Annotated in this window: 10 protein-coding genes; 9 read left to right on the top strand and 1 reads right to left on the bottom strand. The window is 70.4% G+C overall.

Going from position 1 to position 14109, the window contains the following annotated elements:
- The first annotated feature begins 112 nt into the window (after positions 1 to 112).
- The 9 genes from AB0G04_RS40850 to AB0G04_RS40890 all read left to right on the top strand — a co-directional run bounded on the left by AB0G04_RS40850 (position 113) and on the right by AB0G04_RS40890 (position 11127).
- Positions 113 to 1696 carry an ABC transporter substrate-binding protein gene (locus AB0G04_RS40850; RefSeq protein ID WP_360995011.1) on the top strand — a complete coding sequence of 528 codons (1584 nt, stop codon included), beginning with the start codon at positions 113 to 115 and terminating at the stop codon, positions 1694 to 1696.
- A 74-nt stretch (positions 1697 to 1770) separates the two neighbouring features.
- The gene (locus AB0G04_RS40855) at positions 1771 to 2730 is read left to right on the top strand and encodes an ABC transporter permease (protein ID WP_360995014.1); all 960 of its coding nucleotides are present in this window, start codon (positions 1771 to 1773) and stop codon (positions 2728 to 2730) included.
- The gene (locus AB0G04_RS40860) at positions 2730 to 4658 is read left to right on the top strand and encodes a dipeptide/oligopeptide/nickel ABC transporter permease/ATP-binding protein (protein ID WP_360995017.1); all 1929 of its coding nucleotides are present in this window, start codon (positions 2730 to 2732) and stop codon (positions 4656 to 4658) included. Before AB0G04_RS40855 ends, AB0G04_RS40860 begins: the two co-directional genes overlap by 1 nt.
- Positions 4651 to 5664, top strand: a complete 1014-nt coding sequence (locus tag AB0G04_RS40865; RefSeq protein WP_360995019.1) for an ABC transporter ATP-binding protein — start codon at positions 4651 to 4653, stop codon at positions 5662 to 5664. The genes AB0G04_RS40860 and AB0G04_RS40865 overlap by 8 nt, the downstream gene beginning before the upstream one ends.
- Positions 5661 to 6632 carry a dihydrodipicolinate synthase family protein gene (locus AB0G04_RS40870; RefSeq protein WP_360995021.1) on the top strand — a complete coding sequence of 324 codons (972 nt, stop codon included), beginning with the start codon at positions 5661 to 5663 and terminating at the stop codon, positions 6630 to 6632. The genes AB0G04_RS40865 and AB0G04_RS40870 overlap by 4 nt, the downstream gene beginning before the upstream one ends.
- Positions 6633 to 6634: 2 nt before the next feature.
- A complete protein-coding gene (locus AB0G04_RS40875) occupies positions 6635 to 7558 on the top strand; it encodes an ROK family protein (RefSeq protein ID WP_360995111.1) in 924 nt (307 codons plus the stop codon).
- Positions 7555 to 8256 (top strand): putative N-acetylmannosamine-6-phosphate 2-epimerase, encoded by a 702-nt coding sequence (locus AB0G04_RS40880; RefSeq protein WP_360995024.1) that lies wholly within the window; start codon positions 7555 to 7557, stop codon positions 8254 to 8256. Before AB0G04_RS40875 ends, AB0G04_RS40880 begins: the two co-directional genes overlap by 4 nt.
- Before the next feature lie 106 nt (positions 8257 to 8362).
- Entirely contained in the window at positions 8363 to 10078 is a 1716-nt protein-coding gene (locus AB0G04_RS40885) for an exo-alpha-sialidase (RefSeq protein WP_360995027.1), read from the top strand.
- A gap of 74 nt (positions 10079 to 10152) precedes the next feature.
- Positions 10153 to 11127, top strand: a complete 975-nt coding sequence (locus AB0G04_RS40890) for an alpha/beta hydrolase (RefSeq protein ID WP_360995030.1) — start codon at positions 10153 to 10155, stop codon at positions 11125 to 11127.
- A gap of 167 nt (positions 11128 to 11294) precedes the next feature.
- On the opposite strand, the gene AB0G04_RS40895 is transcribed toward AB0G04_RS40890, so the two are convergent.
- Positions 11295 to 13595 (bottom strand): PAS domain S-box protein, encoded by a 2301-nt coding sequence (locus tag AB0G04_RS40895; RefSeq protein ID WP_360995033.1) that lies wholly within the window; start codon positions 13593 to 13595, stop codon positions 11295 to 11297.
- Between the last annotated feature and the right edge of the window lie 514 nt (positions 13596 to 14109).

The raw sequence follows: 14109 nt of genomic DNA on the forward strand, positions 1-14109 counted from the left end.
GCGGCTTGTCTCCGGATGCTCTTGACCATGGGGGGGCACGCTCTTAAGGTACCGCATACAAGCTACGTAGGACGTAGGACGTCCCCCGAATCACATGACTTTAGGGATCACGATGGATAGCAAGGGCGTATCACGTCGCAGCCTGCTGCAATATGCGGGCATTCTGGGCACCGCAAGCGCGATCACGGCGAGTCTGGGCGCCTGTGGCGACGGCGACTCCTCCTCCTCCTCCTCCTCCGGTGCCAAGACCATTGAGGCGACCCTCGCCTTCACGCTGTCCAGTGGCTTCGACCCGATGCTCGCCTCGAGTGCCGTCGCCACCACGGTGAACCAGCACGTCTTCGAGGCGCTGGTCGACCTCGACCCGATCACCCGCAAGCCGTACCCGGCCCTGGCCGCGGCGCTGCCCACCGCCAGCAGCGGCCTGACCTGGACGGCCACCCTGCGCGAGGGCGCGAAGTTCTCCGACGGCACCGCCGTCACCGCCGACGACGTCGCATGGTCGTTCACCCGGGCACTGGACCCGGCCAACGCCTCGCTGATGGCCAGCTTCATCACCTTCATCGACACGGTGACCGCCAAGGACTCGCGCACCGTCGAGTTCAAGCTCAAGAGCAGGTTCAGCCTCTTCGCGCAGCGCATCGCGGTCATCAAGATCGTGCCCAAGGCGAAGACCGGTGACGCTGCGGCGAGCAAGGCCTTCGACACCGCGCCGATCGGCTCCGGCCCGTTCACCCTGGTCAGCGCCAATGCCACGGCCGGCGTCGTGATGGCCGTGAACGCCAACTACAACGGCTTGCGGAAGGCCAAGGTCGAGAAGATCACGCTGCGCACCACGCCGGACAACACCGCGCGGCTCAACGACCTGCAGGGTGGCGCATCCCAGGCCATCGAGGCGGTGCCGTACCTCGACGTCAAGTCGGTCAGCAACGGCCGCAAGGTCGACGAGAAGCAGGCGTTCAATCAGATGTTCCTGATGTTCAATTGCGCCGCCGCGCCGTTCGACGACAAGCGGGTCCGCCAGGCGCTGCACTACGCCGTCGACACCCAGAAGCTGATCACCACGGCGCTGCAGGGTTACGCGACCCCGGCCACCAGCTACCTCGACGAGGGCAACGTCAGCTACCAGAAGGCGTCCACCGTCTACGGCTACGACCCGGCGAAGGCCCAGGCGCTGCTGGCCGCTGCGGGCGTCAGCAACCTGTCGTTCGAGCTTGTCACCACGGACGCCGCGTTCGTCAAGGACAGCGCGCCGGTGCTGATCGACGCGTGGAAGGCGATCGGGGTGACCGCCACCCTCAACACCAACCCGTCGTCAGCCGTGTACGGCACCATCGTGCCCGGCGCGGGCTTCCGGGTGCTCGCCGCCAGCGGCGACCCGACAGTCTTCGGCCCGGATGTGGATCTGCTGCTGCGCTGGTTCTACACCAACGAGACCTGGACCAAGAACCGACACCGCTGGGCCGGCACGCCGGCGGCGACCGAGTGCGCGAAGCTCATCGAGGACGCCGCGAAGGCCTCCGGCGCCGAGCAGACGACGCTGTGGAAGAAGGCCCTCGACCTGATCGCCGACGAGGTGCCGCTCTACCCGGTCTTCCACGCCAAGATGATCACCGGTTACGACCCGGCCAAGGTCAAGGACTTCGCCGGCGCGGCGACCACCGGCCTCTACTTCCTCGGCTCCTCGCGCGGCTGAGCTTTCGTGACCCCACGCGTAAGCGGTGTGGCCGCCCTCGGGCGGCCGCGCCCTGACACGGAAAGGAGCATCAGGTGGACGCCTTCCTCGGCATCATCCTGCGCCGGCTCGCGGCGCTGATCCCGCTGATGCTCGGCATCATCCTGTTCATCTTCCTGGTGATGGCCCTGTCGCCGAACGATGCCGCGCTGTCGGTGCTCGGAGAACAGGCCACCCCGGAGCAGATCGCCGCGTTCAACGCGGCCAATGGCCTCGACCGGCCGCTGCTGATCCGCTACGTCGACTACCTGTGGGCGCTGCTGCAGGGCGACCTGGGCCAGACGTTCTCGCTCGCCGCGCCCATCAGCGGCATCATCGGCGACGCGCTGCCGGTCACTCTTCAGCTCACCGCCCTCGGCGTCGGCCTGGCCGTGCTGCTGGCCCTGACGCTGGGCCTCACCGGCGCGCTCTTCCGCGACCGCTGGCCTGACCAGGTCACCCGGCTGCTGTCGATGGCCGGTATCTCGATCCCGTCGTTCTGGCTGGCGATCCTGCTGATCCAGCAGCTGTCCACGATCGGCGGCGGGTCGCTGCCCAGTGGCCACTACGTCGCACCGTCGGAGTCGATCGGCGGTTGGCTGCAGCACCTGATCCTGCCGGCGATCGCGCTCGCCGTGCCGACCGGCTGCGCCCTGGCCCGGGTGGTGCGAACCTCGATGGTGGAGGAGTTGGACCGCGACTACGTGCGTACCGCCATCGGCGCCGGCCTGCCGCCGGTGGTCGTGGTCGGCCGCAACGTGCTGCGCAACGCCTTGCTGACCCCGCTGACCGTGCTCGGCCTGCAGGTGGGCTACCTGATCGGCGGCGCGGTGATCATCGAGGCGATCTTCACGCTACCCGGCATGGGCACCCAGATCATGAGCGCCGTCCAGCAGAACGACATCGGCCTGGCCCGCGGTCTGGTCATCACCATCGCGCTGGGCTTCGTCGTCGTGAACCTCGTGGTCGACCTGCTGTACCTGGCGGCCAACCCGCGCATGCGAGGAGCCCACTGATGCTTACCGGATTGCGGCGCCTGCCGCTCATCGCCAAGATATGCCTCGGCTTGCTGCTGCTGGTCGTCGCGAGCGCGATCGCCGCGCCCTGGCTGATCCGGCACGACCCCACCCAGGTCGCGCTCGCCGCGCCGTCGACCGGACCGAACGGCAACCACTGGTTCGGCGTCGACCGGCTCGGCCGCGACATCTACTCCCGGCTGGTCGCCGGCACCCCGCGCTCGCTGATCGTCGGCTTCGGCTCCGCCGGCCTGGCCCTGCTGATCGGCACGGTGCTCGGTGCGATCGCGGCGACCAGCCGGCGCGCCGTCGACGAGATCGTCATGCGGGTCCTCGACGTGATCATGGCGTTCCCGACCATCGTGCTCGCCGCGATCCTGGTTGTGGCGTACGGCAACGACAGCATCACGGTGCTGGTCGGCGCGATCGGGTTCGTGATGATCCCGCAGATCGCCCGGCTAGTGCGCGCCAACGTGGCCGCGCAGTACCAGGAGGACTACGTCGCGGCGGAGCGAGTGATCGGCGCCGGGCGCCGGCACATCCTGGTGCGGCACGTAACCCGTAACTGCGCCGCTCCGATCCTGGTCTACGCCACCGTCATGGTCGCCAACGCAATCGTCTTCGAGGCGTCGCTGTCGTTCATCGGCGGCGGCCTGCAGCCGGAGGCCGGCGCGTCGTCATGGGGCAGCGTCATCGCGTACGGTCAGCAGCTGCTGGCCAGCGGCGGCTGGTGGGCCACCTTCTTCCCCGGCCTGCTGATCCTGGTCACCGTGCTGTGCCTGAACATTCTGGCCGAGGGCATCTCGGACGCCTGGGCGGCCCCGGCCGCACGCCGGCGCTCCGGAGCCGGCCCGGCCGCGACCGAGTTCACCGACGTCGAGCGGGAGACCCCGGTCGCGCTGCCCGGCCTGGCCCAGGCGGCGAGACGGTTAGCGTTGCAGGCCCGGCCAGCGGTCACCGGCGCGCCGGTGCTGTCGGTCCGCGACTTGCGCGTCGGGTTCCCCGGCAGCCACCGCGGCGTGGACATCGTCGACGGGGTCAGCTTCGAGGTCCGGCCCGGCGAGGTGCTCGGTCTGATCGGTGAGTCCGGTTGCGGCAAGTCGCTGACCGCGCTGACCGTGATGGGCCTGCAGCCGCGCGGCGCCCGTACCAGCGGCACCATCTGTTTCGACGGCACCGACCTGCTGACCCTCGGTGCTGGGCAGCGCCGTCAGCTGATGGGCCGGCGCATCGCGATGATCTATCAGGACGCGCTGTCGGCGCTCAACCCGTCGATGACCGTGCGGGCCCAGCTCAAGCAGATCATCAAGCGCGGCGGCACCCGTACCGCCGAGGAGCTGATGAACCTCGTCGGCCTCGATGCGCGCCGGACCCTGTCGTCGTATCCGCACGAGTTGTCCGGCGGGCAGCGCCAGCGTGTCGTCATCGCGATGGCGCTGGCCCGCGACCCGCAACTCGTGGTCGCCGACGAACCCACCACAGCCCTCGACGTCACCGTCCAGGCCCAGGTCATCGAACTGCTGCTGCGGCTGCGCGCCGAACTCGGTTTCGCCCTGATCCTGGTCTCGCACGACCTGGCCCTGGTCAGCGACGTCTGCGACCGGATCGCGGTGATGTACGGCGGGCACATCGTCGAACAGGGCGCCACCGCCGGGGTGCTGGCCGCACCCACCCATCACTACACCCGCGGGCTGCTCGGCTCGGTGCTGTCGCTGGAGGCGCAGGTGCCCCGGCTCGTGCAGATTCGCGGCACCGTGCCGTCACCGGCCGACTTCCCGGCCGGCTGCCGGTTCGCCGACCGCTGCCCGCGGGCCACCCAGATCTGCATCGACGACCGGCCGCCGCTGGCCGAGGTCAACGGGCACCTGGCCGCCTGTCATCACCCGGCACAGGTCGAAGAGGTCGAGAAGGTTGGCGTCCATGACTGATGCACTGGCTGACCTGAGCGAGGTCAGCGTCGAATTCCGCGCCCCCGGGGGGTCGGTACTCAACCGTGCCCGGGTGCACGCCCTGACCAAGGCCGACGTCAGCGTCGCGCCGGGGGAGACCCTCGGCGTGGTCGGCGAGTCCGGCTGCGGCAAGTCGACACTGGTCAAGGTCCTGGTCGGCCTGCAGCAGCCGACCGCAGGCACGGTCCGCCTCGGCGGACGCGACATCTGGGCGATGAAGACCGCCGAGCGGCGCCGGCACATCGGCCGGCTCGTCGGGATGGTCTTCCAGGACCCGGCCACATCCCTGAACCGCCGTCTCAGCGTCGAGCAGATCATCGGCGACCCGCTCGACGTACAGAAATGGCGCACACCGGTGGAACGCCGCGCCCGCGTCGGCGAGCTGATGGAACTGGTCGGGCTGCCCGGCTCGGCCCGCGACGCGCTGCCCAGCCAGATGTCCGGCGGCCAGCGGCAACGCGTCGCCATCGCCCGGGCCCTGGCCCTGGAACCGCCGCTGCTGATCGCCGACGAACCCACCTCGGCGCTCGACGTATCGGTCCGCGCCCAGATCCTCAACCTGCTGCTCGACCTGCGCGAACGCCTCGGCCTGGCGATGGTGTTCGTCTCGCACGACCTGCAGACCGTGCGCCGGGTCTCCAACCGCATCGTCACCATGTACCTCGGCCGCGTCGTCGAGGAGCTGCCCGCCGCCCGGGTCCGCGACGGCCGGCACCCGTACACCCAGGCGCTGTTCTCCGCCGCACCCGGCCTGCTCCACCCGATGCGGGCCATCCCGCTGACCGGGCCGGTCCCGTCGGCGGTGAACCCGCCGTCCGGGTGCCCGTTCCGCACCCGCTGCTGGCGGGCCACCGAGCTCTGTGCCACCGAGATGCCGCCGTACGCCACCGAGAACGACCGCCGGTATCGCTGCTTCCACCCCGTCACCGACCCCGCAGATCTGCCCCGCCCCGTCGCGGACCCTGTACAGGAGCTCAATTCATGACCGCCATCACCACCGTCCCGCTCACCTCGCCGGCCGGTGCCGCTGCCCCGTCGCTGACCGGGGTGGTGCCGCCGGTGTGCACCCCGCTGACCCCCGACTTCGAGGTTGACGTCGCCTCGCTGCTGCGCCTGGTCGACTTCCAGATCACCGGCGGCGTCAACGGGCTGTTCATCCTCGGCTCCTCCAGCGAGGTCGCCTTCCTGCCCGACCGCCACCGACAGACCGTGATCGACACGGTGCTCGGGCACGTCGGCGGACAGGTTCCGGTGCTGATCGGCGTCATCGACATGACCACCATGCGGGTCCTCGACCACGCCCACCGGGCAGTCCGCGACGGCTGCGCCGGCATCGTGGCCACCGCGCCGTTCTACACCCGCACCCACCCCACCGAGATCGAGCTGCACCTGCGCCGCATCGCCGAGCAGTGCGAGGCCCCGCTGTACGCCTACGACCTGCCGGTCTCGGTACACAGCCACCTCGACCATGACATGCTGCTGCGCCTGGCCGCCGACGGGGTGCTCGCCGGGCTCAAGGACTCCACCGGCGACGACGCGGGCCTGCGGGACCTGATCGTGGCGCGCAACGACGCCGGGCTGACCGGGTTCAGCGTCCTCACCGGCTCCGAGCTGACCGTGGACAGCGCGCTGCGGATGGGCGCCGACGGTGTGGTGCCAGGGCTCGGCAACGTCGACCCGCACGGCTACGCCACCCTTTACGCCCACGCTCGCGCCGGCGACTGGGAGCGGGCCGGCCGCGAGCAGGAGCGACTGCTGCGCCTGATGCGCATCGTCCGGGCCGCCCCGGCGTCGCGGATGGGCCGTGGTTCGTCGGCGCTCGGCGCGTTCAAGACCGCCCTGCAGCTGCGTGGGGTCATCGAGCACGCCGTCACCGCGCCGCCGCAGATCGGGCTGGACGCCGCCGAGACCGAGTACGTACGACAGATCCTGATCACGGCGGGCCTGCTGTGAGTATGGTCGCCGCTGTCGACATCGGCGGCACCAAGATCGCCGCGGCGCTGGTCGACGACACCGGCGTGATCCGCGACCGGATCCGGGTGGACACCCCGCATGGCGCCCCGGCCATCCTGTGCGTGGTTGCCGAACTCGTCGCCGACCTCCGCCAACGTGCCGACCAGGGCGGCGAGAGGGTCCGGGCGGTCGGCGTCGGCGCGCCCGGCGTGGTCGACAGCAGCACCGGAGTGGTGCGCTCGGCCACTCAGACTCTGCCCGGTTGGGCGGGCACGCCGATCCGCGACGAGCTGTCGCGGATGCTGCAGCTGCCCGTCGCGGTCGCCAACGACGTGCGCGCCGCCGCGGTCGGCGCGGTCCTCGACCCGGCGCTGCGCGACTGCCAGCAGGTGCTGCACGTCTCCGTCGGCACCGGTGTCGGCGGCGCCCTGATCCGCCACGGGCGCCCGGTGACCGGACCGCACGCGGTGACCGGGGAGGTCGCCCACCTGCTGGTGCCCGGCCAGGGCGCCCTGGCGTGCGGCTGCGGCCGCTACGACCACCTGGAAGCGGTTGCGGCTGGACCGGCCATCGCCGCCGCCTACGCCCGGGCCACCAACCGCCCAGTGCGCCCACTCACCGACGTCACCGCGCTGATGCGCGCCGGCAATCAGGACGCCCGCACGGTCATCCACGCCGCCGCGCACATGCTCGGCCGGGCCCTGGCCGGGCTGGTCGCCGCGATCGACGCGGACGCGGTGACCCTCGGCGGCGGAGTCGTGCACGGCATCCCGGAGTTCACCGCAACCGTCGCCGCGGCCTTCCACACCGAGGCGCTGCCTCCGCTGCGGACCCTGCCGGTGCTGGTACCGGCGACCGCCGCCGACGCGCCCCTGCTGGGCGCGGCACACCTGGCCCGGCAGATCGGCCAGGAGGTCCCGTCGTGACCCTCGACGAATTCGTGCGGGTCGTAGGCGGTGGCCTGATCGCCTCCTGCCAGGCCGGGACCGGCCACCCACTGCGCGACTCGCCCACCATCGCCCGGATGGCCCGCGCCGCCGTGCTCGGCGGCGCCACCGCCATCAGGTGCGGGGGAGTGGGCGGTGTCCCCGACATCCAGGAGGTCGCCTCCGCCGTCGAGGTGCCGATCATCGGGCTCACCAAACGCGGCATCGCCGGCGTCTTCATCACCCCCACCGCCGACGACGCGCTGCAGGTACTCGCCGCCGGCGCGGCCGTGGTGGCCACCGACGGCACCCGGCGACGCCGGCCGGACGGCACGCCACTGCTGCACACCGTCGAGGCGGTGCAGGCGGCGGGTGGCCTCGTCATGGCCGACGTCGCCACTGTGGACGACGGTATCGCCGCCGCCGCCGCCGGAGCCGACATGATCGCGACCACCCTGTCCGGCTACACCGCGGACAGCCCTCAAGGCCCCGGACCCGACCTGGACCTGGTGGCCGCGCTGAGCCGGGCCCTGCCGTCCACGGTGATCGTCGCCGAAGGCCGGTACCACCGGCCGGAGCAGGTCCGGGCCGCCCTGGACGCCGGGGCCACCGCGGTGGTGGTCGGCACCGCGATCACCGACCCGGCCTGGATCGCCGGCAGCTTCGCCGCGCACACCGATCGGCCCCGCAGGGGCTGACCCAATCCCCGGCCGGTGCCGTCACCCCCTACGCGGCAGCGGCCGGCTCGGCGGAACACCCTTTCGCCGCACCCCCGTCCCTACCGGCGTTCCACGAAGGAGTGGCATGCGTCTTCGGAGTACCCTGCTCACCTTGCTCCTCGCCACCACAGCCACCGTCGTCGGCCTTGCCACGGCCGGCCCCGCTCAGGCCGCCCCCGCGGTCAGCGCCACCACCGCAGCCGACTGCACCACCAGCCGGCTGAACCTGACGCTCACCAACAGTGGCCCCAGCACCGAGACGTTCACCGTCACCTGGGCCGGGCGCACCGGCTCACCCTGGACCCGCACGGTCGCCGCCGGCGCCAGCAGCACCCTCTACTGGACGTTAAACCCCAGCACCGCGTACTCCATCACCACCACGACGGTCAGCGGATTCAGCACCACCCGCAGTGGACTCTTCGGCTGCGGTACCGGTATGTCCGCGCTGGTCAGCTACGACTGCACGCAGGGCAGGCTGCAGCTGGTCCTGGAGAACCGCACCACGGTCAGCCGGGCCTTCACCGTCGCCTGGCCGGGCCGGGTCAACTCGCCGTGGGTTACCACCGTGGCTGCCGGTGGCAACTACACGCACTACTGGACCGTGCCCACCGGCACCGTCTACACGCTGCGCACCACCGCCGACGGCTTCGACGACACCGCCACCGGCACCACCGGCTGCCGGCTCGCCGCCGGCACCCCGCAGATGACGACCACCACGCTGATGACCACCAGCACCGTCATCAAGGGCCTTAACGGCACCGACGCAACGGCCCGATCGGTACGCATCCCCGCGATGGCCGTCACCAACAACGGCACCGTGCTGGCCGTGGCCGACGCCCGCGTCGACGGCGCGTACGACCTCGGCGGCGGCACCAACAACATCCAGATGGCGATGACCCGCAGCACCGACGGCGGCGTCACCTGGCAGCAGCCCTACGTCGTACGCCGCCCCGCCACCACCAGCGAGGGCGAAGGCGACGCCAGCTTCCTCGTCGACCGCACCACCGGAACCGTCTTCCTGATCTACAACTACTCGCCGCGGCCCGGGGTCGGCTTCTACTCCGCCGGCACCGGTTCCAACTCGCCGACCGACACCGGCAGCCTGCACGTGCGCTACATCAAGAGCAGCGACAACGGCGCCACCTGGAGCGTCCCGGTCGACCTCAACCCGTCGGTGAAGAACCCGGCCTGGCAGCAGCTGTTCGCCTCCTCCGGCCACGGCATCCAGCTCAGCAACGGCCGGCTCGTGCAACCGATCGTTTACCGCGACTCCGCCGGCACTACCCACGCCGCCAACATCTACAGCGATGACCACGGTGCTACCTGGCGCAGCGGCGGCTCAGCCGGCACCAACGTCAACGAGAGCAAGGCTGTCGAACGCAGCACCGGCGCCGTCGTGCAGGACATGCGGCACAACAGCAACCGGAACCGCTACTTCGCCACCTCGTCCGACGGCGGCAACACCTTCGGCGCGGCGACCGCGAACACCACCCTGATCGACCCCCTCTGCAACGCCGACCAGCTCTCCTACTTGCGCCCGGTAGCCGGCGCGCCGGCGCGCACCGCGACCATGCTGTTCAGCAACAACGCGAGCTCGTCGGCACGTAGCAACCTCACCGTCCGGCTCTCCACCGACGACGGCGCCACCTGGCCGGCCCGCGCGTTGATCAAGCCCGGCGCCGCCGGGTACTCGACGATGGCGGTGCTCGGTGACGGGACCGCCGCCAACCTGTACGAGGTCGGTGGCACCGGCGGCATCTACTTCACCCGCTTCGGTCTCGGCTGGCTGCGCGCCGCCTGACCGACCCGATCACAGGCCCGGCCGTGCCGGCAACGATGCCGGACCGGCCGGGCCTGTCCCACCCCGGAGCAGACATGCGTCAGCGTCCCCTCATCGACCCCGACATGCTGCCAGCCCTCGACGCGCGCCTCGCGGCCTTCCCCGGCGGCTTCAACGCCATCGCGGACATCATCGAACGCCGCGCCACCATCAACGCCCTGAAAGCGGCCGAACCCGCTACCGGCAACCCGCGCGTAATCCAGCAGGACCTGACGGTGCAAGGCTCGCATCTCTCGGTACGCGTCTACCGCCCCGCCACCGCGACCACCAGCCTGCCCGGCATCTACTACATCCACGGCGGCGGCATGATCCTCGGAACCGTCGCCGGTGAAGACGCCGCTGCCGCCCTGCTCTGCGAACAAGTCCAGGCCGTCGTCGTCTCGGTCGAGTACCGGCTGGCGCCCGAGCACCCGTACCCCGCCGCGTTGGAAGACTGCTACGCGGGGCTCGTCTGGACGTACGACAACGCTGCCGAAGTCGGCATCGCCCGCGATCGGCTGGCCATCTACGGCGCCAGCGCCGGTGGAGGGCTGACCATCGCGACCGCGCTCGCCGCCCGCGACCGGGGCGGGCCGCCGCTGCGCTTGATGATGCCGATCTACCCGATGGTCGACGACCGCCACGAGACACCCTCCAGCCACGAGATCACCGACATCGGCATCTGGGACCGCGCCGCCAGCGTAGAAGCCTGGAACTGCTACCTCGCCGGCCAGCCCGCCGACCGATACGCGGCTCCGGCACGCGAAGATAACCTCTCCGCTCTGCCGCCGGCCTTCATCGACGTCGGTACCGTCGACCTGTTCCGCGACGAGGACATCGCCTTCGCCCAGCGGCTCCTACAGGCCGGTGTCCCCACCGAGCTGCACGTCCACCCCGGCGCCTACCACGGCGCGGAGTCGCTAGCCCCGGACGCGGAGCTCTCCCAGCGAATCTGGGCACTGCGCGTCAACGCGCTCAAGCGCGCACTCACTGGCCCGGCAGTGGTATCTGCCCGCGCCGTAGACGGATGACCGGGACCGTTGCCGGGCCGCCGGGATCCCGGAGAAGGTCGGCTGGTCGTGCGTAGCGTTTGATAGTTGTTCAAGGACAGGTGAGCCGGCGGGCGCATTCGAGCAGGCCGACGCCTCACACTGCAAGACTGTGGCGATCGATGCCGCCGTGGATACCTCTGTAGTCGTTACAGCCCACGGTCGATCACCGACGCCGGGGCCCGCGCCGGTGCTTCTACCGGTTTGGTGTCGCTGTTTGTGCGCCGGGCCGCGGCGACTTTGTGCAGCAGGTCGTAGGCGGTGAAGGGCTTTTCGAGGAAGGTGATGTCCTCGTCGAGGATGGGGGTTTTGCCGAGCAGGCCGTTGCTGTAGCCGGACATGTACACCACGGGCAGCTGCGGGTCGTGCTCGTGCAGGATTTCGGCGAGCCGGGGCCCGGACATCTCCGGCATGATCACGTCGGTGAGTAGCAGGTCGCAGCCGTGCTGGTCGTACACTGCCAGGGCTTCGGGGCCGCTGGCGGCGACGAGGACGTGGTATCCGCCGTTGCCGACGATGCGGGCTACGACGCGGGCGAGGGCGGGTTCGTCTTCCACGATCAGCACGGTGCTTCCGTCGCCGGGTGGCGGCGCCTGCTGGGTGGTGACCGTGTCGGTCGTGGTGGCGGCGGCGGCGACCAGGGGTAGGTAGATGCGGAAGGTGGTGCCGATGTCGATCTCGGAGTAGACGTTGATGCTGCCGCCGGCTTCGGTGACGATGCCGTAGACGGTGGCCAGGCCGAGTCCGGTGCCCTTGCCCTGGGGTTTGGTGGTGTAGAACGGCTCGAAGATCCGGGCGGCGGTGTCGGCGGACATGCCGTGGCCGGTGTCGCTGACCAGCAGCCGGGCGTAGGTGCCGGCGGGCAGCGGGGGCTGCATGTTCACCTCGTCGCCGTCGAGGACGGCGGTGTTGGCTTCCAGCACTATCGTGCCGCCTTCGGGCATGGCGTCGCGGGCGTTGATGGCCAGGTTGAGCAGGATCTGCTGGATTTGCCCGGGGTCGGCGTGCACGACCAGCGGCTGCCCGGCGGGCAGGGCCAGCAGGGTGATGTGCTCACCGATGGTGCGTTGCAGCATGGCGTGGACTTCGGCGATCGAGGCGTTCAGGTCGATGTCCTGCGGCTGGATGGCGTCCCCGCGGGTGAAAATGAGCAACTGGCGGGTCAGGTTGCTGGCCCGGTCGACTGCGGTGCGGGCCTGCTTCAGGTCGGCCTGCACCTGTGGTTTGTCGCCGGTCTCCTCGATCGCGAAGTCGGTGTAGTTCCCGATGATCGCCAGGATGTTGTTGAAACCGTGCGCCACCCCGCCGGCGAGTTTGCCCAGGCTCTCCATCCGCTGGGCCTTGTTGCTGCGTTCCCCAACGGCACGCTGGTATTCGGCGGCCTCCTTGGCCGCGGTGATGTCGCGGGCGATCGCCGACACCCCGATCACCGCGCCGGCCTCGTCCGTGATCGGGGTGATGGTCAAGGCGAGATCGACCGGGGTGCCGTCCTTGCGCAGCCGCCGCGCCTCGTACGACCGGCGGCCGTCACCGCTGCGGATGCTGGCCAGCACGGTGTTCTGGTGCTCGGCTCCGTGCTGGTCGGCGAGCATGGTGGCGGGCCGGCCGAGCATTTCTGCGGCGGTGTAGCCGAAGATCTTCTCGGCGCCGTGGTTCCAGGCAGTGATCAGCCCCTCGGGGGTGAGACCGACGATCGCGTCGTCGCTGTGCTCCACCACGGTGGCCAAGGTGGCCCGCTGGGCTTCGGCGAGATCGCGGACGGCGCGTTCGCGGGCGGCCGCCTCGTCCAGGCGGTGCTGACCCCATGGGTCGACGTAGATGCCACCGGGGCCGAGCAGGACCCCGTAGCCGCGGCGCAGGGTCCAGTAGTAGACGCCGATCGCGGCTGTGGTGGCGTCCCACAGCGCTGAGGTCCACGACCAGCCGACCGCGTTGCCGGCCATGTGATGTGCCGCCGGGCCGCGGATGATCGTCTGGTAGGCCATGATCGCGTGCAGGGCGTGCCCGACCGCGCAGCTGAAGAAGATCATCGAGGTGGCCACGGCCAGTTTGTTGGTGCGCAGCTGCCCGGCCCGGGAGACCGGCACGAGGATCGCCACCGTGATCGACGCGTAGGCGAAGGTGATCACGATATTCGCCAGCAAGAATGTCTGCTCCGGCATGCTTGCTACTTCGGCTGCGAACTGCGGATCCTGAGCGGTGCCAATCAGGAGCAATGTGGCCAGGCTGCGCCGGTGGTGTGGCAGGACCGTCGGCCGGAGGTCACGGCGGCGAGGCGGCGGTGTCGAGTAGTCGTTGCAGGTCTTGGGCGGCTCGGTAGATGACGTGCAGGTGGCGGGCATGGTGTCGTCGTCGTGCAGGATCTCGGCCCAGCCGAGGATCTTGGCGACGGGGTGACGTAAGTGGTGCGACAGTTCCGCTGGTGGTGGCCGGTGCCGGCGTCGCCCCACAGCATGCCCAGGAGGGGTAGGGCCGGCGTGGATGTCTGCAGGCCTGTGGGCGGGGGAAGCCGTGCATCCTGGTGAGGCTCTGCCGGCACATGCCGCACAGCGGCAGGTGGTTCTGGCCGTCGACGGGTTCGGCGGGACGCAGGCACGCCACCTGTGTGCTCGGGTCCACCATGACGCAGCAGTCGATTTGGGCTGCGGTGAAGTCGTCGAAGACCAGGCCGTGGCCGCCCAGCAGGCCGGTGAGCTGGGGGCGGGGCAGTCACCTGCCCAGACGCGGTCGCGGCACAGCCGGTAGCAGCCGTCCTGGCCGTCGGCGTGCGGGATCAGCGCCAGCCGCCAGCCGCCGGCGTGAGTGAGTAGCTGTCTCGCAACCTGTTTCCGCAGCTAGTGCGAGTATTGGCCTGCCGAGCTTCATCTCTGCCGTTCGTAGCACCGTCACGGTAACGCCGATCCGAACGCCGAATTGCGGAGGTGACCGCACCGTCCGCGCGCAGCGGTCGTCACCGAGCATGCG

This window comes from Actinoplanes sp. NPDC023801, assembly GCF_040639655.1.
Classification (GTDB): Bacteria; Actinomycetota; Actinomycetes; order Mycobacteriales; family Micromonosporaceae; genus Actinoplanes.

What these genes read in the sequence shown, in the direction of transcription:
- AB0G04_RS40890 (WP_360995030.1), top strand. Translation starts at nt 10,153, where the DNA reads ATGCGTCAGCGTCCCCTCATCGACCCCGACATGCTGCCAGCCCTCGAC.
- AB0G04_RS40860 (WP_360995017.1), top strand. Translation starts at nt 2,730, where the DNA reads ATGCTTACCGGATTGCGGCGCCTGCCGCTCATCGCCAAGATATGCCTC.
- AB0G04_RS40885 (WP_360995027.1), top strand. Translation starts at nt 8,363, where the DNA reads ATGCGTCTTCGGAGTACCCTGCTCACCTTGCTCCTCGCCACCACAGCC.
- AB0G04_RS40870 (WP_360995021.1), top strand. Translation starts at nt 5,661, where the DNA reads ATGACCGCCATCACCACCGTCCCGCTCACCTCGCCGGCCGGTGCCGCT.
- AB0G04_RS40850 (WP_360995011.1), top strand. Translation starts at nt 113, where the DNA reads ATGGATAGCAAGGGCGTATCACGTCGCAGCCTGCTGCAATATGCGGGC.
- AB0G04_RS40865 (WP_360995019.1), top strand. Translation starts at nt 4,651, where the DNA reads ATGACTGATGCACTGGCTGACCTGAGCGAGGTCAGCGTCGAATTCCGC.
- AB0G04_RS40875 (WP_360995111.1), top strand. Translation starts at nt 6,635, where the DNA reads ATGGTCGCCGCTGTCGACATCGGCGGCACCAAGATCGCCGCGGCGCTG.